The organism is Pseudomonas sp. GW821-FHT09E12 (assembly GCF_059416085.1).
The window spans coordinates 116,448-136,197 of the sequence record NZ_JBWKOM010000005.1 but is presented as its reverse complement, the minus strand read 5'-3'; the positions used below and the strand labels follow the sequence as shown (position 1 = coordinate 136,197).

20 protein-coding genes are annotated in these 19,750 nt (G+C 65.7%); all 20 read left to right on the top strand.

Annotation, left to right across the window (positions count from 1 at the left end):
• Positions 1–248 precede the first annotated feature (248 nt).
• The 20 genes from AC07PQ_RS15695 (at position 249) to AC07PQ_RS15600 (ending at position 19,271) form a co-directional block, all read left to right on the top strand.
• Positions 249–974, top strand: coding sequence for a hypothetical protein (locus AC07PQ_RS15695; protein ID WP_493185863.1), 726 nt, complete (start codon positions 249–251; stop codon positions 972–974).
• Between the two features lie 526 nt (positions 975–1,500).
• On the top strand, positions 1,501–2,337 hold the full coding sequence (locus AC07PQ_RS15690) for an ABC transporter ATP-binding protein (protein WP_052034491.1): 837 nt from the start codon (positions 1,501–1,503) through the stop codon (positions 2,335–2,337).
• A 39-nt stretch (positions 2,338–2,376) separates the two neighbouring features.
• Positions 2,377–3,366 carry an ABC transporter substrate-binding protein gene (locus AC07PQ_RS15685; RefSeq protein ID WP_493185862.1) on the top strand — a complete coding sequence of 330 codons (990 nt, stop codon included), beginning with the start codon at positions 2,377–2,379 and terminating at the stop codon, positions 3,364–3,366.
• A 28-nt stretch (positions 3,367–3,394) separates the two neighbouring features.
• Complete coding sequence (locus AC07PQ_RS15680; protein WP_007928506.1) at positions 3,395–4,171, top strand: ABC transporter permease; 777 nt, start codon at positions 3,395–3,397, stop codon at positions 4,169–4,171.
• Complete coding sequence (locus AC07PQ_RS15675) at positions 4,171–4,935, top strand: SDR family oxidoreductase (RefSeq protein ID WP_493185861.1); 765 nt, start codon at positions 4,171–4,173, stop codon at positions 4,933–4,935. The genes AC07PQ_RS15680 and AC07PQ_RS15675 overlap by 1 nt, the downstream gene beginning before the upstream one ends.
• Before the next feature lie 13 nt (positions 4,936–4,948).
• Positions 4,949–5,488 (top strand): cupin domain-containing protein, encoded by a 540-nt coding sequence (locus AC07PQ_RS15670; protein WP_493185860.1) that lies wholly within the window; start codon positions 4,949–4,951, stop codon positions 5,486–5,488.
• Between the two features lie 4 nt (positions 5,489–5,492).
• Positions 5,493–6,371 carry an alpha/beta fold hydrolase gene (locus tag AC07PQ_RS15665; RefSeq protein WP_150053138.1) on the top strand — a complete coding sequence of 293 codons (879 nt, stop codon included), beginning with the start codon at positions 5,493–5,495 and terminating at the stop codon, positions 6,369–6,371.
• Positions 6,368–7,201 carry an IclR family transcriptional regulator gene (locus AC07PQ_RS15660; RefSeq protein WP_007928502.1) on the top strand — a complete coding sequence of 278 codons (834 nt, stop codon included), beginning with the start codon at positions 6,368–6,370 and terminating at the stop codon, positions 7,199–7,201. Before AC07PQ_RS15665 ends, AC07PQ_RS15660 begins: the two co-directional genes overlap by 4 nt.
• A 1-nt stretch (position 7,202) precedes the next feature.
• Complete coding sequence (locus tag AC07PQ_RS15655) at positions 7,203–8,000, top strand: SDR family oxidoreductase (RefSeq protein ID WP_493185859.1); 798 nt, start codon at positions 7,203–7,205, stop codon at positions 7,998–8,000.
• Positions 7,993–9,675, top strand: a complete 1,683-nt coding sequence (locus AC07PQ_RS15650) for a thiamine pyrophosphate-binding protein (protein ID WP_007928497.1) — start codon at positions 7,993–7,995, stop codon at positions 9,673–9,675. Before AC07PQ_RS15655 ends, AC07PQ_RS15650 begins: the two co-directional genes overlap by 8 nt.
• A 10-nt stretch (positions 9,676–9,685) precedes the next feature.
• On the top strand, positions 9,686–10,489 hold the full coding sequence (locus tag AC07PQ_RS15645) for an aspartate dehydrogenase (RefSeq protein WP_493185858.1): 804 nt from the start codon (positions 9,686–9,688) through the stop codon (positions 10,487–10,489).
• 11 nt (positions 10,490–10,500) lie between these two features.
• The gene (locus tag AC07PQ_RS15640) at positions 10,501–11,997 is read left to right on the top strand and encodes an aldehyde dehydrogenase (protein ID WP_007928494.1); all 1,497 of its coding nucleotides are present in this window, start codon (positions 10,501–10,503) and stop codon (positions 11,995–11,997) included.
• Positions 11,994–12,959 carry a VOC family protein gene (locus AC07PQ_RS15635; RefSeq protein ID WP_102680247.1) on the top strand — a complete coding sequence of 322 codons (966 nt, stop codon included), beginning with the start codon at positions 11,994–11,996 and terminating at the stop codon, positions 12,957–12,959. The genes AC07PQ_RS15640 and AC07PQ_RS15635 overlap by 4 nt, the downstream gene beginning before the upstream one ends.
• A gap of 13 nt (positions 12,960–12,972) precedes the next feature.
• Positions 12,973–14,115, top strand: a complete 1,143-nt coding sequence (locus AC07PQ_RS15630; RefSeq protein ID WP_493185857.1) for an FAD-dependent monooxygenase — start codon at positions 12,973–12,975, stop codon at positions 14,113–14,115.
• A gap of 2 nt (positions 14,116–14,117) precedes the next feature.
• Positions 14,118–14,435, top strand: a complete 318-nt coding sequence (locus tag AC07PQ_RS15625) for a hypothetical protein (RefSeq protein WP_085532767.1) — start codon at positions 14,118–14,120, stop codon at positions 14,433–14,435.
• 1 nt (position 14,436) lies between these two features.
• The gene (locus AC07PQ_RS15620) at positions 14,437–14,664 is read left to right on the top strand and encodes a recombinase-like helix-turn-helix domain-containing protein (RefSeq protein WP_007928486.1); all 228 of its coding nucleotides are present in this window, start codon (positions 14,437–14,439) and stop codon (positions 14,662–14,664) included.
• 21 nt (positions 14,665–14,685) lie between these two features.
• The gene (locus tag AC07PQ_RS15615; RefSeq protein WP_493185856.1) at positions 14,686–15,720 is read left to right on the top strand and encodes a Rieske 2Fe-2S domain-containing protein; all 1,035 of its coding nucleotides are present in this window, start codon (positions 14,686–14,688) and stop codon (positions 15,718–15,720) included.
• A complete protein-coding gene (locus tag AC07PQ_RS15610) occupies positions 15,717–16,163 on the top strand; it encodes a Rid family hydrolase (RefSeq protein ID WP_101336305.1) in 447 nt (148 codons plus the stop codon). Before AC07PQ_RS15615 ends, AC07PQ_RS15610 begins: the two co-directional genes overlap by 4 nt.
• Entirely contained in the window at positions 16,156–17,115 is a 960-nt protein-coding gene (locus AC07PQ_RS15605) for a PDR/VanB family oxidoreductase (protein ID WP_007928482.1), read from the top strand. Before AC07PQ_RS15610 ends, AC07PQ_RS15605 begins: the two co-directional genes overlap by 8 nt.
• A gap of 926 nt (positions 17,116–18,041) precedes the next feature.
• Positions 18,042–19,271, top strand: a complete 1,230-nt coding sequence (locus AC07PQ_RS15600; RefSeq protein WP_493185855.1) for a hypothetical protein — start codon at positions 18,042–18,044, stop codon at positions 19,269–19,271.
• The last annotated feature ends 479 nt before the right edge of the window (positions 19,272–19,750 follow it).

The following is a 19,750-nucleotide window of genomic DNA, read 5'->3' as shown; positions in this document are numbered from 1 at the left end:
GAGGGACTAGACACCTCTCACCTTTTGAGGGCTTGGAGATTCTTCTCCAAGCCCTTTTTTTTGCCTGTTCCTTTACCTGCCCTTGAAACCGCCGCGCCCGCTTCGCGGTCGATCGTAGCCTGCGGCAGCGGCTACAGATCCAGGCCTTCGCGATACTTTGCCCAGGCTTTGGCCAGGCACAACCGGCCATCAGGGTAGATAATCGACCTCCCGCCGCGACCGGCAACGAATACCAAGGCATCCCGTCGATGGACCCGACGCACATCCAGGCCCTTCAACAACTGCGCAACCTGATCCCCATCGGCCTGCGCCACGCCCAAACCCTGCTGGCCCGCTGCGCGGGCAATCCCCAGCAAGCCGCCGAGCTCTACAAGTCCGAGCTGTTGCAGTTACTGGTGGACAAGTCCGGCCTGCCTCCCGAGCAAGCCCGCGAACACCTGCACAACGCCGGCTACGACCTGAACCGTGCCCTGCACGCTATAGAAGAAGCACGCTTCACCCTGACCCAGCGCATCCTGCGCAAACATCACCGAGACAAGGGCCGGGCCCTGGACCTGATCGCCCAGGCCATCGAAACCGAGGAGCAACTGCCGCGCCAGTACTGGCTGGCCTTCAAGCCGCTGGAACAACTGGCACCGGCGCCGCGCTGCTTCATGGTGCTCCACGAGTGGCTGGCCTTTGAGGACTGGGAAGGCTTTGACAGTGCCCTGCACTTTCACCTGCCCCAGGTCATCGCCCAATTCAGGCACCTGCAACTGGACGCCCTGGCGGACACCCTGGAACAGGCCGATCAGCGACAGAAACACCTGAGGGCGAGCCATGCCGGGAGCGACAGCCCCAGCGCGTTGGCCGCGCGGATCAATCAGGACCCGCTCTTCAACAGCCATCAGGGCGCCTACAACCGCTACCGAGCGCTGCTCGACGAGCGCCTGTTCGAGTGGGTGGAACAGCATATACAGCAGTTTCCAGCCTGAGCGGCGAATGGCCGGGGCGTTACCTGACATAAGGGCCTGGCCTGCCGCATCGCCAAACACAGTGACCTCATGCCGCCCCAGGAGTATCGACAAGGACTGCAACCGTTCTTGAGCACATGCCCGGTAACCCCCGAGCCGGCCTGGTCCCGCTTGCAGATACTTTTCTTGAGGACCACAAACGCCCTCAAGGCCTCTTTCTTCCCCTGATAAAGCGACAACTTTTACTTGCTCTGTTTCATATACAAAACAAGTAAGCGATTTATCCCGCTTTTTGCGTTACCCGAACAAGCACCGACTTCTTGCAACTTCCCAGGCTTTGCCCGGGCAGTGTGCAATTTCGTGCCAAATAAGAAACCATGTTTCATATATGGAACGTTTCATTTTCAACTAAATAACTACAACTCATTAATAAACAAGGACTTTTAAACTAAAACACCGCGTTATAAAGCACTGGCATTGTTCATGCACTAAACGGCGTATCACCTATAAAACAGACCAGAGTACCTTCCCAATGGCTGTGAAAGAGATGTACGCCGTCGCCCCTCAATGGAATAAGCCCGCTCCCAAGGAAGATCTGGAGCCGACTGAAATTGAATTTCGCAATGTCGGCAAATGTTTCCCGGCCAAGGGCCAATCCGCAGCGCCATTCGCTATTCGCGAGGTGAACTTCAAGATTCGCCGGGGTGAAGTGGTATCGATCATCGGCCCTTCCGGTTGTGGCAAGAGCACCATCCTCAATATGGGTTCCGGCCTGTATCGCCCCAGCGAAGGCGAAGTGTTCGTCAGCGGCGAGCCGGTCACCGGCCCGGTACGCCAGGTCGCCTTCATGTTGCAGAAAGACCTGCTGATGCCCTGGCGCAGCATTCGCCGCAACGTCGAGCTGGGCCTGGAGATCCAGGGCGTGCCCGCCGCGACCCGGCAGACCGTGGCCAACGACCTGCTCGAACGCTGCCACCTCAAGGGCTTCGCCGATCACTACCCGTTCCAGCTGTCCGGCGGCATGCGCCAGCGCGCGGCCCTGGCCCGGACCCTGGCCATCGACCCGCAGGTGCTGTTCCTCGACGAGCCGTTTTCCGCCCTCGACGCCCAGACCAAGATGATCCTGCAACAGGACATGGCGCGGATGCTCTACGACGAAAAGAAGACCGCCCTGTTCATCACCCACGACCTGATCGAAGGCATCGCCATGTCCGACCGGTTGCTGGTCATGAGCGCCCGCCCCGGCACCATCATCGAAGAAATCAGCATCGACCTGCCGTTTCGCGACAACCCGCTGGAGCGCCGCAAGCTGCCGGAAATCGGCCCGCTGGTGGGCCGCCTGATGGAGTTGCTGCAAGTCGGCGCGGACACCGAACTGCACTGATCACCGCCCTCGCGGCCCCCAACCGATTCAGGAGTCCCCATGCTCAAGTCTCTGTTTCAACGTCTTTGTGCATTCAGCCTGGGCCTCGGCCTGGCCTGCACGGCCCAGGCCCGGACCGACGTCACCTACCTGCTGCCGGCACCGCCCAACTCGCCGGCCTTCGCGCCCTGGATCATCGCCAAGGAGAAGGGTTACTACGCCGACCAGGACCTCAACCTGACCTTTATCGCCGCCAAGGGCGGGGTCGACGTGGCCAAGCAGATCGGTGCCGGTAATGCCTTGCTCGGCGGCGCCATCGGCGACACGCCGATCGTGGTCCGGGCCAATGGTATTCCGGTGCGCGCCGTGGCGGTGCTGGGCTCCGGCGGGGTGACTATGATCGCCACCAACGCCAAGGAAAATATCGAGTCCATCACCGACCTCAAGGGCAAGACCATGACGGTGATGTCCTACTCCGACACCACCTACTACGCCCTGCTCGCCTCGCTGCGCAAAGCCGGCCTGAGCAAGACCGACGTGAATATCCAGGCCGCCGGGCCGGCCGGGGTCTGGCAGCTGTTCTCGGCCGACAAGGCCCAGGCCATGGCGGGCGTGCCGGACTGGGTGGTCAACGCCGAAGAGGCCGGGGTGCGGATCAAGCTGATTCCCCAGGCGCAGATTTTCGAAAGCATGGCCCAGGCGATCCTCGCCTCCGACGACGCCATCAAGAACCAGCCCAAGGTCGTGCGCGGCGTGGTCCAGGCCACCCTGCAAGGCATGCGCGACATTATCCAGGACCCGCGCGCCGCCGCCGTGACCTTCGCCAAGGTCGTGCCGGCCTACGCCGGCAAGGAAGACTCGCTGGAGAAGGTTTTCAAGCTCTACGTCGAGCATGTCTACGCCAACCAGCGCGTGCTCGGCCACATCGATCCGCAGCGCCTGGACAAGGTCCGCCAGTTCTACGTCAGCGAAGGCATCGTCAGCCAGGAGCCCAAGCTCGAGGACCTGTTCACCAACCAATTCGTCGACAGCCCGGTCGCCGCGCAATGAGCCACCGGGACAACAAGGTACGCACACGATGAAAAGCCTGAATAACTCCATGCTCGGCAGCGCCGCGCTGCTGGTCCTGTTCCTGGTGCTCTGGCAATGGGGCCCGGGCCTGCTCGGCATGCCCGAATTCGTCATGCCGCAACTGAGCCGCGTGGCCCAGGAAAGCCTGGTGATGTGGCACAGCGGCGGCCTGCTGCAACACACCCTGATCACCGCGCTGGAGATCATCGTCGGCTTCGGCCTCGGCGCCCTGCTGGGAGTGGTGATCGGCGTGTCCCTGGGCCTGTCGCCCGCCGCCGAAGCCATGTTGTCGCCCTACATCCTGGCCTTGCAGATCGCCCCGAAAGTCGCCTTCGCGCCGCTGTTCGTGATGTGGCTGGGCTACACCATCTACCCGAAGATCCTGATCGCCATCCTGATCGTGTTCTTCCCGGTGATGATCAACGTGCTCTCGGCGATCCGCACCGTCGATCCGGACATGATCAACCTGGTGCGCACCATGAACGCCAGCCGCTGGCAGATCTTCCGCCTGGTGGAGTTCCCCTCGGCCATGGCCGCGCTGTTCTCCGGCCTGCGCATCGCCTCGACCCTGGCGGTGATCGGCGTCACCGTCGGCGAGCTGGTCGGCGGCAACCAGGGCCTGGGCTTCTTGCTGGTGGACGCCGAGGGCCAGGGCAACACCGCCGGGGTGTTCGTCGCCATTGTCATGCTCACCCTGATCGGGGTGATCGCCTACGGCGCCGTGGTCTGGGCGGAAAAACGCGTCCTGCACTACATGCCCAAAGCCATGCTGAGCACCCAATAATGAACAGCCAGAATCTTCTGCTTGAAGGGCGCCAGGTGCTGGTCACCGGCGGCGCCCGTGGCCTGGGCTACGCCTTCGCCCAGGCCATCGGCCGGGCCGGTGCCCGGGTGGTGATCGCCGACGTGCTGCAAGAGCGCGTGCAGCAAGCCGCCAGCGAACTGCGGGCCCAAGGCCTGGACGTCCAGGCTGTGACCCTCGACCTGGCCCAACCGGCCTCCATCGACGCCTGCATCGCCGCCACCCTGGACCTGCTCGGCGGCCTCGACGGCCTGGTGAACAACGCCTCGATCACCAACTCCGGCGGCAAAGGCTGCGAAGAGCTGAGCATCGACACCTGGGACCAGGTGATGCAGGTCAACGTGCGCGGCACCTGGCTGATGACCACCGCCTGCCTGCCGGCCCTGCGCGCCAGCGGCCACGGCGCCATCGTCAACCTGGCCTCCGACACCCCGCTGTGGGGCGCGCCGAACCTGCTGGCCTACGTCGCCAGCAAGGGCGCGATCATCGCCATGACCCGCAGCCTGGCCCGCGAGCTGGGCGCCGACAACATCACGGTCAACGCCATCGCCCCCGGCCTGGTGCTGGTGGAGGCCACCGCCTACGTGCCCGAGGCACGCCACCGTTTGTACAACGACCAGCGGGCCATCCAGCGCCCGCAACTGCCCGAAGACGTCAGCGGCGCCGTGCTGTTCGCGCTGTCCGACCTTGCCCGCTTCATCACTGGACAAACCCTGCCGGTCAACGGCGGGTTCGTCATGCCTTGATCTGGAGACTGTCATGACCGATCTATCTGCCCAAAACGCCACCCCGAAAAGCTGGGACCGCCCTGCCGGCGCGAGCCTGGAAACCTGGATGAACACGCGCATCGCCCGCTACCAGACGCGCAAGTACGACTGGGACGCGCTGAAGTTCCAGGCCGACTACGACCCGAAATTCCGTCGCGCGCAAATGCGCTACATCGGCACCGGCGGCACTGGTGTCAGCAGTGACATGAACACCATTGCGTCGGAGCACTTCACCTTCTCCACCATGGTCATCCCGGCCGGCCACGAAGGCCCGCCACACCTGCACATCGACGTCGAGGAAGTGTTTTTCGTGCTGCGCGGCAAGCTCAAGGTGGTGCTGGAAAAGGATGGCGAGCGCTTCGAGACCATCCTCACCGACCGCGACGTGATTTCCGTGCCGCCGGGCGTGTACCGCGAAGAGATCAACATCGGCGACGAAGACGCGCTGATGTGCGTGATGCTCGGCGCGAAAAAGCCGATCACCCCGACCTATCCGCCAGAGCACCCTCTGGCCTCGATCAAGCGCGGATAAGCCCATGTTGCCAGGCCTCTCTCAACCCGTATCGACGGCGGACCTCCAGGCCCGACTGGCCCGCGACTTTGCCCAGCGCCTGGTGCCCGTGGCCGGCGGCCGGCAGGCCCTGCGCGAATGCGGCGCGGGCCCGGCGATCGTGCTGCTGCACGGCATCGGTTCCGGGGCGGCGTCCTGGCTAGAGGTGGCCCGACAGCTGGCGCCCCAGGCCCGGGTCATCGCCTGGGACGCGCCCGGCTACGGCGATTCCAGCCCCCTGGAATCCCCCGCGCCCAAGGCCGAGCACTACGCCGCCCGCCTGGTGCAGATGCTCGATGCCCTGGACGTCGAGGAATGCGTGCTGGTGGGGCATTCCCTCGGCGCGCTGCCGGCCCTGGCCTTCGCTCGCAGTTCACAGGCGAGCCGGGTGAGTCGCCTGGTACTGATCAGCCCGGCCCGGGGTTATGGCGCCCCGGAACGCGGCGAGCAGCGCCAGCTGGTGCGCCGCCAGCGCCTGGAGAACCTGGAGCATCTGGGGATCGCCGGCCTGGCCGAACAACGCAGTGCCCACATGCTCTCGCCCAACGCCGCGCCGCAGGCCCTGGCCTGGGTGCGCTGGAACATGGCGCGGCTCAACCCCGCGGGTTATCGCCAGGCCATCGAGCTGCTGTGCGGCGACGACCTGCTGCGCCACGGCCAACCCGGCATGCCCTGCGAAGTGCATTGCGGCGAGGCCGACCGCATCACCCCGGCCGAGACCTGCCTGACCCTGGCCAAGGCGCTGGGCGCCAGCTTCAACCTGATCGCCGACGCGGGCCATGCCAGCCCCATCGAACAACCGCTGGTGGTCGCGGGCCGCCTGGCCTTTGCCATCAAAGAATCCCTGACAGGTAGAACCCTATGAACGACTCCGATCCGCTGAAGGACGCTCAGGACAAATACATAGTGCCGGGCCTGGAGCGTGGCCTGTTGCTGCTCTGCGAGTTCAGCCGGCGCAACCGCACCCTGACCGCGCCGGAACTGGCCCGCCGCCTGGCCCTGCCGCGCTCGACCATCTTCCGCCTGCTCACCACCCTGGAAACCATGGGTTTCGTCACCCGCAGCGGCAACGAATACCGCCTCGGCATGTCGGTGCTGCGCCTGGGCTTCGAATACCTGGCGTCGCTGGAGCTGACCGAGCTCGGCCAGCCGCTGCTGGCGCGCCTGTGCGACCGCCTCAACTACCCGAGCAACCTGGTGGTGCGCGACGGCCGCTCGATCGTCTACGTGGCCAAGGTCTCGCCGCCCTCGGTGTTCTCCAACGCGGTCAACGTCGGCACCCGCCTGCCGGCCCACGCCACGGTGCTGGGGCGCATCCTCCTGGAAGACCTGTCCCTGGCCGAACTGCGCGAGCTGTACCCCGAAGAGCATCTGGAGCAGTACTCCCACAGCACGCCGAAAACCGTGCTGGAGCTGTTCGACATGGTCCAGGCCGACCGCCAGCGCGGCTTTATCAGCGGCGAAGGTTTCTTCGAATCAGCGATCTCCACGGTGGCCGCGCCAGTGCGCGACCAGAGCGGGCGCATCGCCGCCGCCCTGGGCGTGACCATCCCCACCACGCAGATCGGCCATGTCAATTTCGAGGAACTGCTGTCGCAGGTCCGCCGCAGCGCCGACGAGCTGTCGCGCCTGCTCAACTACAACGGCGTGGCCCACGACGGGCAACAGCGCGTGACCGCCTTGATGAGGGATTGAGATGAGCCTTTATCAACTGCAAGGCCGCACCGCGATCGTCACCGGCGGCTCCTCGGGCATCGGCCTGGCCTGCGTCGAGCTGCTGCTGGAAGCCGGCGCCGCCGTGGCCTTCTGCGGACGCGACGGCGAGCGCCTGCGCAGCGCCGAAGCCGGCCTGCGCCAGCGCTTCCCCCAGGCCCGGATGCTGGCCCAGGTGTGCAACGTGCTCGACGCCGAGTCGGTCAGCGCCTTCGCCCATGCCAGCCAGGCCGCGCTCGGCGAGGCCAGCGTGCTGATTAACAACGCCGGGCAAGGCCGGGTCTCGACCTTCGCCGACACCAGCGACGCCGCCTGGAGCGAAGAGCTGAACCTGAAATTCTTCTCGGTGATCAACCCGGTCCGCGCCTTCAAGGCCCAGCTGGAAAGCCAGCGCGAGGCCGCCATCGTCTGCGTCAACTCGCTGCTGGCCTGCCAGCCGGAACCGCACATGGTCGCCACCTCGGCCGCCCGCGCCGGGGTGATGAACCTGGTGCGCTCGATGGCCACCGAATTCGCCCCGCAGGGCATCCGGGTCAACGGCATTCTCATTGGCCTGGTGGAGTCCGGGCAATGGCGCCGGCGCTTCGAGGCCCGCGAAGAACGCGACCTCGACTGGGCGCAATGGACCGCCCAGCTGGCGCAACGCAAACACATTCCCTTGGGGCGCCTGGGCCTGCCGCTGGAAGCGGCCCGCGCGATCCTGTTCCTGGCCTCGCCTCTGTCGGCTTACACCACAGGCAGCCATATCGATGTATCCGGAGGCCTGTCCCGCCATGCGTAACGAAAACACTGTCACCGTGGGCGCTGCCATCACCGCCTTTCTCGAACAATGCGAGGTCAAGGCCGCGTTCGGCGTGATCTCGATCCACAACATGCCGATCCTCGATGCCTTTGCCGTGCGCGGCAATATCCGCTTCGTCATGGCCCGCGGCGAAGCCGGCGCCGCCAACATGGCCGACGCCTATGCCCGCACCACCGGCGGCCTCGGCGTGTGCCTGACCTCCACCGGCACCGCGGCCGGCAACGCCGCCGGCGCCATGGTCGAAGCGCAGACCGCCGGCACGCCGCTGCTGCACATCACCGGGCAGATCGAAACGCCGTACCTCGACCAGGAACTGGCCTACATCCACGAAGCCCGCGACCAGCTGAACATGCTCAAGGCGGTGTCCAAGGCGGCGTTCCGCGTGCGCAGCGTCGAGACCGCCATCAGCACCCTGAAGCTGGCGGTGCAGACCGCCCTGACCGCGCCGACCGGGCCGGTGAGCGTGGAAATCCCGATCGATATCCAGTCGACCTTTATCCCGATGCCCACCGACCTGTCGCCGTTGCCGATCCCGGTCGCGGTGCCGGCGCCGGAAGCCCTCGACCTGGTCGCCGAACGCCTGGCCGGGGCCAAGCGTCCGCTGCTCTGGCTCGGCGGTGGCGCCCGGCATGCCGGGGCGCAGGTCAAGCGCCTGCTGGCCATGGGCGTGGGCGTCATCACCTCGACCCAGGGCCGCGGCGTGGTCAACGAAGACGACGAGCGTTGCCTCGGGGCCTTCTCGCAGAACAAGCGGGTCGAGCAGTTCCTGCAAACCTGCGACGCGCTGCTGATCGCCGGCTCGCGGCTGCGCAGCAACGAGACCTTCAAGTACGCCCTGAAGCTGCCGCAGAACACCCTGCGCATCGACGCCAACCCGGCCATCGAAGGCCGCAGCTACGCCAGCGAACTGTTTATCTGCGGCGACGCCGCGCTGGCCCTGGAGGGCCTGGCCGACCGCCTCGAAGGCCGCCTGCAGACCGACCCGGACTTCCTCGCCGAACTCAAGGCGGTCCGCGAGCAATCGCGCAGCCAGCTGGTGGCCGACCTGGGGCCGTACTCGGCGATGGTCGAACAGCTGCAGGCCAGCACCGGCCGCAACTTCTCCTGGGTGCGCGACGTGACCCTGTCCAACAGCATCTGGGGCAACCGCCTGCTGACCCTCTATCACCCGCGCGCCGGGGTCCACGCCCTCGGTGGCGGCATCGGCCAGGGCCTGGCGATGGGCATCGGCGCGGCCGTGGCCGCCGCCGAAACCGCGCCCGGGCGCAAGGTCTTCGCCCTGGCCGGCGACGGCGGTTTCATCCTCAACCTCGGTGAGCTGGCGACCCTGGTCCAGGAGCGCGCCAACCTGGTGATCCTGCTGATGAACGACCAGCGCTACGGGGTGATCCGCAATATCCAGGACGCGGTCTACGGCAGCCGCCATTGCTACGTCGACCTGCACACCCCGGACTACACCAAGCTCGCCGAGTCCCTGGGGCTGCGCCACGGCCTGGTCACCGACCTCAAGGACTTCGGCAAGGTGGTGGACAGCGCCCTGAGCCAGCCCGGCCCGTTCCTGCTGGAAGTCGACATGCTCAGCGTCGGCAACTTCGCCACCCAGTTCGCCGGCCCGCCCAACAGCGAAACCAAAGCCCAGAAGGCCACCGCCTGAGGATCGCGCCATGTTGCATATCACCATGATCGGCTGCGGCGCCATTGGCGTCGGCGTGCTCGAACTGCTGGAGCAGGACCCGCAGTTGTGCGTGGACTACGTCATCGCCTCCCAGGGTTCCGAAGCCCTGGTGCGCCAGCGCCTGGCCAGCTTCAAGCAGCCGCCGCAGGTACTCACCGCGCTGCCGGCCGACGCCCGTCCGGACCTGCTGGTGGAATGCGCCGGCCACCGGGCCATTGAAGAACACGTGCTGCCGGCCCTGGAGCGCGGCATCGCCTGCCTGATCGTCTCGGTCGGCGCGCTGTCCGAAGTCGGCCTGGTGGAGCGCCTGGAAGCCGCCGCCGAACGCGGCCAGACCCGCATCGAACTGCTGCCCGGCGCCATCGGCGGCATCGATGCGCTGTCGGCGGCCAAGGTCGGCGGGCTGGACTCGGTCAACTACACCGGGCGCAAGCCGGCCCGCGCCTGGAAGAACACCCCCGGCGAGCAGGCCTGCGACCTCGACAGCATCAGCGAGGCCACGGTGATCTTCCAGGGCAGCGCCCGCGAAGCGGCGCGGCTGTACCCGAAGAACGCCAACGTCGCCGCCACCCTGTCGCTGGCCGGCATCGGCCTGGATCGCACCCAGGTGACGCTGATCGCCGACCCCCACAGCGAGGAAAACGTCCACCACTTCGAAGCCCGGGGCGCCTTCGGCGGTTTCGAGTTGAGCTTGCGCGGCAAGCCGCTGCTGGCCAACCCCAAGACTTCGGCGCTGACCGTGTACAGCGTGGTCCGCGCCCTGGGCAACCACGCCCACGCGATATCCATTTAAGGAGCCGGTCGATGACCCTCGAACAGACTTTACCGATCTGCATCGCCGGCGAGTGGCGCCTGGGCCGCGGCGAGCGTTACGCCAGCCGCTACCCGGCCACCGGCGAAGCCGTGGCCTGGCTCAACGCCGCCGATCTGCAGGATGTCGAAGACGCCATCCAGGGCGCGCACCAGGCGTTCCTGCACAGCGGCTGGGCCCAGCGCAAACCCCACGAGCGGGCCGGCGTGCTGTACCGCATCGCCGAACTGATCCGTGAGCGCGGCGAAGAGCTTGCGCAATTGCAGCGCCAGGACAACGGCAAGCCGATCAACGAGACCCGCGCCCTGGTGGCCAGCGCCGCCGGCACCTTCCAGTTCTTCGCCGCGGCCTGCGAAACCCTGGAAGAAACCATCACCCCGTCGCGCGGCGATTTCGTCAGCATGAGCGTGTATGAGCCAATGGGCGTGGTCGCTGCGATCACCCCGTGGAACTCGCCGATCGCCAGCGAGGCGCAGAAGGTCGCGCCGGCCCTGGCGGCGGGCAACGCGGTGGTGATCAAGCCGGCGGAAATCACCCCGCTGCTGGCCCTGCGCCTGGCCCGCCTGTGCGAAGAAGCCGGCCTGCCCAAGGGCCTGGTCAGCGTGCTGCCCGGCAAGGGTTCGCTGCTCGGCGACGCCCTGACCCGGCATCCGCTGGTCAAGCGCGTGTCGTTCACCGGCGGCACCCGCACCGGCAAGCACATCGCCCATATCGCCGCCGACAAGATGATGCCGGTGTCCCTGGAACTGGGCGGCAAGTCGCCGACCATCGTCCTCGACGACGCCGACCTCGACCACGCCGTGGCCGGGGTGCTGTACGGCATCTTCAGTTCCTCGGGTGAAGCCTGCATCGCCGGCTCCCGGCTGTTCGTCGCCCGCGCCTTGTACGAGCCGTTCATGCAGCGCCTGGTGGCGGCCGCGGCCAACCTGCGGGTCGGCGACCCGGCCGACGAAAACACCCAGATGGGCCCGCTGATCAGCGCCGGCCATCGCGAATCGGTGGAGCGCTACGTGGCCCTCGGGCTGGCCGAGGGCGGACGCCTGCTGCTCGGCGGCCAGCGCCCAACCGGCGGCATCTACGATCAAGGCTACTTCTACCCGCCGACCATCCTCGAAGGCCTGAGCAACAGCCAGCAGACCTGCCAGGAAGAAATCTTCGGCCCGGTGCTGGTGGCCATGCCCTTCGATGACGAAGCGCAGCTGCTGGAGCAGGCCAACGACAGCCTGTACGCCCTCGCGGCCGGGATCTGGAGCCGCGACTACAAGCGCGCCTGGGCCCTGGGCCGGCGCCTGCAGGCCGGCACGGTGTGGATCAACACCTACAAGCAGTTCTCGATCTCCACGCCCTTCGGCGGCTGGCGCGACAGCGGCCTGGGCCGCGAAAAAGGCCGCCTGGGCATCCTGCAGTACATGGAACAGAAGAGCCTCTATTGGGGCATGAACGAACAGCCACTGGCCTGGGCCGGTGTGCCACGAGAGGTAGCGCTATGAGCGTGTTAGGCATCGATGAAGTCACCTATGGCGTCGAGGATCTGGACACCTGCGTGCGGTTTTTCAGCGACTGGGGCCTCAAGCAGGTCAGCGCGCAGCCCGACGAGGTGATCTTCGAAACCCTCAACGGCTGCCGCGTGGTGCTCGCCGACCTGGACAAGCCGGGCCTGCCGCCCGCCATCGAGGCCGGCTCCACCGTGCGCGAAGTGGTCTGGGGCGTGGCCAGTACGGCGGACCTGGCGCTGTACCGCCAGCGCATCGCCCATGACCCAGGGTTTGTCGAGACCGACGGGCGCATCGGCTGCACCGATCCCAACGGCCTGGCGATCCGCCTGCAAGTGACCCGCAAGCGCGAGATCGACATCGAGTGCAGCGGCCACAACACCTGGCAGACCAAGGGCCGGATCAACAAGGCGGCGCCGGTCTATGAACGCGCGACGCCGATCGAAGTCGGCCACGTGGTGTTTTTCGTCAAGGACGTGAACGCCTGCGAAGCCTTCTACCACGAGCGTTTCGGCTTCCAGGCCTCGGACCGTTATCCGGACCGCGGGGCGTTCTTGCGCACCGCCGAGGAAGGCGGCCACCACGACCTGTTCATGCTGCAACTGCCGGCGCCGCGGGCCGGGCTCAACCACGTGGCGTTCACCGTGCGCGACGTGCACGAAGTGTTCGGCGGCGGCATGCACATCTCCCGCAGCGGCTGGACCACCGAGATCGGCCCGGGGCGGCACCCGGTGTCTTCGGCGTTCTTCTGGTACTTCAAGAACCCCGCCGGCGCGCTGGTGGAGTACTACGCCGACGAAGACCAACTGACCGGCGAATGGCAGCCGCGCACCTTCGAACCGGGGCCCACGGTGTTCGCCGAATGGGCGATTGCCGGCGGCATCGACGGCCACACCCGGCGCCAGCAGAACGTCGAGGCGCCGCAAGGCAAATTCCTCACCGACAAACCGAAACCCTGAGCAGGAGTCGTCCATGTCTTCCCTGAACATTGCCATCGCCGGCGCCGGTATCGGCGGCCTGACCGCCGCCATCGCCCTGCACCGCGCCGGCCACCGGGTCACCGTGTTCGAACAGTCGAAAGCCTTCCTGCGGGTCGGCGCCGACATCAACCTCACGCCCAACGCGGTGCGCGCGCTGGACGGCCTGGGCATAGGTGCCGCGGTGCGCCTGCCGGCCGCCCGGCCGACCCATCGCATCAGCCGGATGTGGGACAGCGGCGAAGAAACCTCGCGCCTGGAAATGGCCGACGCCGCCGAGCGCAAATACGGCGCGCCGCAACTGACCATCCACCGCGCCGACCTGCTGGCGGCCCTGGCCGAAGTGTTCCCGCTGGAGCAGGTGCAATTCGCCAAGCGCGTCGAGCGGGTGATGCAAGACGACGACGGCATCGCGCTGCACTTCAAGGATGGCAGCCAGCACCGCTGCGATGTCTTGATCGGCGCCGACGGCATCCACTCGGTGGTGCGCAACGCGCTGTTCGGCGAAGAACATCCGCGCTTCACCAGGGTGGTGGCCTACCGCGCGGTGGTGCCGGCCGAGCGCGTGGCCCAGGTGCCGAACATCCAGGCCTTCACCAAATGGTGGGGCCCCAACCCGCAGAGCCAGATCGTCACCTTCCCGCTGAACCAGGGTAAGGACATCTTCATCTTCGCCACTACCGCCCAGGACAGCTGGCACGAGGAGTCCTGGACCAGTGCCGGCGACGCCGAGGAACTGCGCAGCCACTACCGGGCGTTCCACCCGGACGCCCGCGCCCTGCTCGACGCCTGCACCGATGTGCTCAAGACCGCGCTGTACGAACGCGACCCGCTGCCGTTCTGGTCCAGGGGCGCGATCACCCTGCTGGGCGACGCCTGCCACCCGATGATGCCGTTCATGGCCCAGGGCGCCGGCCAGGCCATCGAGGACGCGGTGGTGCTCGCCCGCTACCTGCACGACCTCGACAGCCCGGCGTCGGTCGCCGCGGCCTTGCAGGCCTACCAGCAGGCGCGCCTGGCGCGCACCAGCCAGATCCAGATCGGCTCGCGGGGCAACCAGTGGCTCAAGGACGGCGGCAACGCCGACTGGGTCTACGGCTATGACGCCTGGGCCGTGCCCACCGACAGCGCGGCCTGAACATGAGCGAGACATTGCTGGTGACCGTGCTGCTCAAGCACGACCAATCGAAGAACCTGGAAGACATCCAGCGCCACATGAAGCAGCAGGACTGGTGGGAGCGCTTTCCACCGCAAGGCGTCGAGCTGGTGTCGTGGACCGTGGCCATGGGCCTGGGCCAGATCGTCACCCTGCGCTTGCCGCCAAGCCTGCTGCCGGCCCTCAACGTCGAGCTCGAACGCTCGGCCTGGGGCGTGTTCGGCACTGAGGTTTTCCCGACATACGACTTTATCCCGGTACGCGAAACGATCCGCGAACGGGTACGCAACGGAGGTCAATGACATGAACACCCACGAACGATTCCTCGAACCCCATCAGGCGCGCAAGCGGCCCAACACCCAGTTCGAAGAGCTGCTGGGCGATTCCATCGAGCGCGCTTTCGGCAATGGCGTGAGCGAGCTGCCGGCGCTGCTCGCCCACCTCAACCTGGCCGGGCCGCCCTGCCCGCTGACCAGCGGCGAGTGGACCGAGGATGCCTATAAAACCCTGATGGCCCGGCTGGGCGAATGACCCGGCAGAAGGAATAACAAGATGAATACGCAACTGACCGTCGACCCTGTTGAAAATCACCTGGCCAATGGCCTCAAGGACCTCTGGTTCCCGGTATTGCCCTCGGACCTGCTGGGCGAGAAGCCGGTATCGGTGCGCCGCCTGGGCTACAAGATCGCCCTGTGGCGCGACAACGATGGCAGCGTCCATGCCCTGGAAGACCATTGCCCGCATCGCGGCGCGCCGCTGTCCCAGGGGCCGGTGCTGGGTGATCGCCTGCAATGCCCTTACCACGGGATCGAAGTGCGCTGCGACGGCACCGTGACCAAGGTGCCCGGCAGCCCCGGCTGCAAGCTCGAAGGCAGCCGGCCGACGCGGATGTTCCACACCCGCGAAGCCGCCGGCGCGATCTTCCTGTTCAACGCCACCGACCCGCACTTGGAAACCCCGCCGGAACTGGTGCTGCCGGAGCAGCTGAGTTCCCCCGAGTGGAGCAGCTTCGTCTGCTACACCGAGTGGAAAGGCGACTACCGCTACGTGCTCGACAACGTCATGGACCCGATGCACGGCACCTACCTGCACAAGATGTCGCACTCGATGAGCGAAGGCGAAGCCACCGCCAAGTTCGTCACCCGCGACACCGACAACGGCTTCTTCTTCGAGAAGGAAGGCCAGCGCGGGGTGAACTTCGACTGGACCGAGTTCATGGACAACGGCTGCCACTGGCTGCGCCTGGAAATTCCCTACCCGAAAACCGGCGGCCCGGGCGGCAACTTCACCATCATCGGCAGCTACACCCCGAGCAGCCGCTCGCTGGCGGCGGTGTTCCACTGGCGCTGCCGTCCGCTGACCGGCTGGCAGCGCGACACCTGGCGTTTCCTCTACAAGAACCGCCTGGAAGCACGGCACTGGGCGGTGCTGGAGCAGGACCGGGTGCTGCTGGAGTTCATGGAGCCGGACGCCAACCAGCGCGAAAACCTCTACCAGCACGACCTGGGCGTGGTGCGGCTGCGGCGCTACCTGAAGAACGCTGCCAAGGCCCAGCTCGAACTGATCGAAGCGAAGCAGTTGCCATGAACCGGGCCGTGCACCGGGTGCGCAGCGCAGCCGTGGCCGAGCCGGCCGGCGCCAGTTGGTCCAATGCCCTGGTGATTGGCCGCGAGGTGCTGCTGTCCGGCATGACCGCGCACCCCGCCAGCCGCGAGGCCGCGCAAGCCGGCGCGGCGCTGGATGGCTACGCCCAGACCCTGCTGGTGCTGGGCAAGATCCAGGCATTGGTGGAAGCCGCCGGCGGCCATATCGGCAATATCTGTCGGCTGACGGTGTACCTCACCGACATCGCCGACAAGGAGCAGGTGGGCCGCGCCCGGCGCGATTTCTTTGCCGGGCAGGCGCTGTTCCCGACCTCCACCCTGGTGGCGGTCAGTGCGTTGGTGTTTCCCGAATTACGGGTCGAAATCGAGGCCGACGCCCGGCTCGATGTCGACCTGCGTACCGTCATAGAGGTGAACGATGTCTAAACCCTCCTTCCTCACCGCCCGCGTCCACACCCTGCGCTACGAAGCCGAAGGCATCATCAGCGTCGAGCTGCGGCCCCTGGGCGATACGGTGTTCCCGCCGTTCGACGCCGGCTCGCACATCGACCTGCACCTGGCCAACGGCCTGGTGCGCAGTTACTCGCTGCTCAACTCGCCCAGCGACCAGGGCCGTTATGTGGTCGGCATCCTGCGCGACCGCAACAGCCGCGGCGGCTCGGAATACGTGCACAGCCAGCTGCGGGTCGGCATGCACCTGTCGATCGCCGCGCCGCGCAACAACTTCGAACTGGAACCGAGCGCCAGCCACAGCGTGCTGGTGGCCGGTGGCATCGGCATCACGCCGATCTACTGCATGTTCCGCCAACTGCTGGCCCTGGGAAAATCCGCCGAGCTGATCTACTGCGCGCGCTCGCGCCAGGAGGCCGCGCTGGTGGAAGAGCTGAGCGGGCTCAAGGCCCGGGTGATCTACCACTTCAACGACGAGAAAGGCGCGCCGCCGGACCTCGCCGCCTACCTCGCCGGCCAGCCGGCGGACACGCACTTCTACTGCTGCGGCCCGACGCCGATGCTCGATGCCTTCGAAGCCACCTGCGAGCGCCTGGGTTATCCCCATGCCCATATCGAGCGCTTCGCCGCCGCCGAGTTGCCGCCCAGCGCAGACGCCCAGAGCAGTTACAGCGTCGAGCTGAAAAAGTCCGGCAAGACCCTGTCCGTGGAGCCCGGCCTGAGCCTGCTGGATGTGCTGCTCGAAGCCGGCTGCGACATCGACCACAGCTGTCGCGAAGGGGTCTGCGGCTCCTGTGAAACGCGGGTGGTGGAAGGCGAGATCGACCACCGCGACGGCGTGCTGACCAAGGCCGAACGGGCGGCCAACCGATCGATGATGGTCTGCGTTTCCGGCTGCAAGAGCCGACGCCTGGTGCTGGATCTCTAGCACGCTATGTAATTGCTACGTAACGGTTACGTAATTGCTACGTAATCGTTGCCAGGCAAAGGCTGTACGGCTATTACATACCGCCAAAACCGCTGAAAGGCTGCAAAACGACCGCTGTAGCCGCTGCCGAGGCTGCGAGGCTGCGATCGGTTGCGCAGCAGCCGCAAAACCTGCCAACCGCACTTCCATTGATGCACCCCGACGTCCGGATGGCGGCCCCTGCGGTGCCGTTCGCAGCCTCGCCCGCTCGGCAGCGGCTACAGGAATCCAGGCATGTCGCCGGCCGACACTCCCACACAATGGCCGCCACAACCGCTGAGAAGCTGCAAAACCGCTGTTGTAGCCGCTGCCGAGCCTGCGAGGCTGCGATCGGTTGCGCAGCAGCCGCAAAACCTGCCAACCGCACTTCATTGATGCACCCCGGCGTCCGGATGGCGGCCCCTGCGGTGCCATTCGCCGCCTCGCGGGCTCGGCAGCGGCTACAGGCAGTGATGTCGGCCTTTTTTAGGCTCGCGGTTTATGGCGAAAAATGAACTTTCGCTGTAACCGACAGGCATCTGATTGTTCACCAGTAAAACAAACTTCCTGCCCGCTTATTTAACAGCGTGCAATAAAGACGCACCCATAACGCGCAACTTTGTTACCCACTTTCCCCGCTGTTTCACAGGCTGCACAGAAGCCTGTGTTTCCCATATAAACAATTGTTTTCAATAACCTTTTCATAAACATCCAAGATGCAGGATGCCTGGCACAGTTCCTGCTCTACCCCCTGTAAATCCACGGGCCAAACGGCGTTCCACCGATAAAACAACAATAACCAGCACTTAATCCGGCAAGACCCACTCCCGCCACAGTTGCCTTATCAGGCAAGCGGGTAAGTGTTGCCGATCATCAAGTAGCGCCGAGCATTAAAGGTGAGGTCAAAAATGAAACGTCATGTCTTATGTGCAGGATTGATGGTAGTCAGTTGCGCAAGTTTCGCCGTCGAACCCATTCCTTCCGCCCCCGTGCGGGCCAACGCCGCCAGCAAGCCTTTTCCGCATATTTCCTGGCGCAGTGACGACGGCGACAGCAGCCTGGATATCGGCGGCACGCTGCGCACCAATTACCGCGACGAACATTGGGACACCACCGAGAATAACGGCCGGTTCCTGTTCGACACCTTCCGCCTGGATGTGCAAGCCACCTACAAGAACCTCTACAGCGATATCGGCTACTGGTTCCAGGACGACGGCAAGCGCTCCATCGACCGCGGCTTCGTCGGCTACCGGCTCAACGCCAACGCCAGCCTGCAACTGGGGGCGCCGTTCAAGCCCTTCGGCCTGGAGCCCTATCCGCAGTTCGGCTGGAGTTATCACATCCCGTTTTTCATGGGCTACGGCGTGAGCGCAGGCTCGGGCCTCAAATACACCTACAAGGATCAGGACTGGGACGTGCAGCTCGGCTACTTCCCGCGCATGTTGCCCACGGATATTCGCTACTCGCCGGAAGTCGGGCGTTACGCCGACCTCGATAACAACGCCATTGCCTTCACCCAGTCGCGCCAGGACAACGAGAAGCGCAACCAATTCAACGCCCGCGTGGCGCGGACCTTCAACAGCGATGGCTGGAAGACCGAGATCGGCGCCTCGCTGGCCACCGCCCAGCTCTACAACGCCACCACCAGGGACGATGGTGACTACTGGGCCGCGGGCGTGCACGCGGTCATCAGCAAGGGTCCGTGGACCGTCACCACCCAGGGCATCCGCTACGAGTTCGATCCCCAGAACCCGACCGGCGTCAGCCAGGATTCGGTGCTGATGGGCGGCAACGGCCTGACCCCGGCGTACCTGATCGCCTCCAAGGCCACCATCGCCTCGTTCAACGTCGGCTACGACATCTACACGCCCAAGCTCGGGCAATTGAAGAAGATCAAGCTGTACAACGACTACAGCCGGATGATGAAAGACCGGAGCGGCTGGGACGACTCGCAGATGTACACCGTGGGCGCGCAGTTCCTGGCCATGCCGATCATGGCCTGGGTCGACCTGACCTGGGCCCGGAACGCCAACCCCTACGGTGGCGCGGAGAACGGCAGCGGCTTCACCAGCACCAGCTCGGTGGGCAGCAACCAGTGGTACTACCGGACCAATGTCAATATCGGCTACTACTTCTGAGGCCTGCCGGACCGCGCCGCCCCCCATCGCGGGCAATCGAGCGTCGACCGACCCGCTCCTACGAAAACGCAAAGCTGTCGCCGGTATCGTCTGCGACGGGAATCTTCTGTAGGAGCGGCCGGTCGACGCTCGATCGCTCGCGATAGCCGCAAAGCGGCGCTCTGCCAGCCACACCGCATTTTCGTTGACGTTCATCGCGAGCAAGCTTCGCTCCTACGGAGGCGATAAAGCGTGCCGAGGCGCTCGATTCAGCCCCTTTCCCCGTCTGCCGTTCCTCGGCTCGACGCGCTATATGCAGACGGCGGGCGCGCGCACCGGTATAGTGCGCCCCCTCTTCACATGGACAGCCGTCGGTAACGAGGCTCAACCCCATGGGAAACCCGAACTAATAACAACCCGCGAATTGGAACCGGGACGAACACTCGCCCCACCTGTCGTGCTGCCCGCGCGACGGTGTGTAACTCGATGTTTCGGACCGC

Excerpts from the sequence above, each read along its gene's own strand:
- AC07PQ_RS15695 (WP_493185863.1), top strand. The coding sequence starts at position 249 with ATGGACCCGACGCACATCCAGGCCCTTCAACAACTGCGCAACCTGATC.
- AC07PQ_RS15690 (WP_052034491.1), top strand. The coding sequence starts at position 1,501 with ATGTACGCCGTCGCCCCTCAATGGAATAAGCCCGCTCCCAAGGAAGAT.
- AC07PQ_RS15685 (WP_493185862.1), top strand. The coding sequence starts at position 2,377 with ATGCTCAAGTCTCTGTTTCAACGTCTTTGTGCATTCAGCCTGGGCCTC.
- AC07PQ_RS15680 (WP_007928506.1), top strand. The coding sequence starts at position 3,395 with ATGAAAAGCCTGAATAACTCCATGCTCGGCAGCGCCGCGCTGCTGGTC.
- AC07PQ_RS15675 (WP_493185861.1), top strand. The coding sequence starts at position 4,171 with ATGAACAGCCAGAATCTTCTGCTTGAAGGGCGCCAGGTGCTGGTCACC.
- AC07PQ_RS15670 (WP_493185860.1), top strand. The coding sequence starts at position 4,949 with ATGACCGATCTATCTGCCCAAAACGCCACCCCGAAAAGCTGGGACCGC.
- AC07PQ_RS15665 (WP_150053138.1), top strand. The coding sequence starts at position 5,493 with ATGTTGCCAGGCCTCTCTCAACCCGTATCGACGGCGGACCTCCAGGCC.
- AC07PQ_RS15660 (WP_007928502.1), top strand. The coding sequence starts at position 6,368 with ATGAACGACTCCGATCCGCTGAAGGACGCTCAGGACAAATACATAGTG.
- AC07PQ_RS15655 (WP_493185859.1), top strand. The coding sequence starts at position 7,203 with ATGAGCCTTTATCAACTGCAAGGCCGCACCGCGATCGTCACCGGCGGC.
- AC07PQ_RS15650 (WP_007928497.1), top strand. The coding sequence starts at position 7,993 with ATGCGTAACGAAAACACTGTCACCGTGGGCGCTGCCATCACCGCCTTT.
- AC07PQ_RS15645 (WP_493185858.1), top strand. The coding sequence starts at position 9,686 with ATGTTGCATATCACCATGATCGGCTGCGGCGCCATTGGCGTCGGCGTG.
- AC07PQ_RS15640 (WP_007928494.1), top strand. The coding sequence starts at position 10,501 with ATGACCCTCGAACAGACTTTACCGATCTGCATCGCCGGCGAGTGGCGC.
- AC07PQ_RS15635 (WP_102680247.1), top strand. The coding sequence starts at position 11,994 with ATGAGCGTGTTAGGCATCGATGAAGTCACCTATGGCGTCGAGGATCTG.
- AC07PQ_RS15630 (WP_493185857.1), top strand. The coding sequence starts at position 12,973 with ATGTCTTCCCTGAACATTGCCATCGCCGGCGCCGGTATCGGCGGCCTG.
- AC07PQ_RS15625 (WP_085532767.1), top strand. The coding sequence starts at position 14,118 with ATGAGCGAGACATTGCTGGTGACCGTGCTGCTCAAGCACGACCAATCG.
- AC07PQ_RS15620 (WP_007928486.1), top strand. The coding sequence starts at position 14,437 with ATGAACACCCACGAACGATTCCTCGAACCCCATCAGGCGCGCAAGCGG.
- AC07PQ_RS15615 (WP_493185856.1), top strand. The coding sequence starts at position 14,686 with ATGAATACGCAACTGACCGTCGACCCTGTTGAAAATCACCTGGCCAAT.
- AC07PQ_RS15610 (WP_101336305.1), top strand. The coding sequence starts at position 15,717 with ATGAACCGGGCCGTGCACCGGGTGCGCAGCGCAGCCGTGGCCGAGCCG.
- AC07PQ_RS15605 (WP_007928482.1), top strand. The coding sequence starts at position 16,156 with ATGTCTAAACCCTCCTTCCTCACCGCCCGCGTCCACACCCTGCGCTAC.
- AC07PQ_RS15600 (WP_493185855.1), top strand. The coding sequence starts at position 18,042 with ATGAAACGTCATGTCTTATGTGCAGGATTGATGGTAGTCAGTTGCGCA.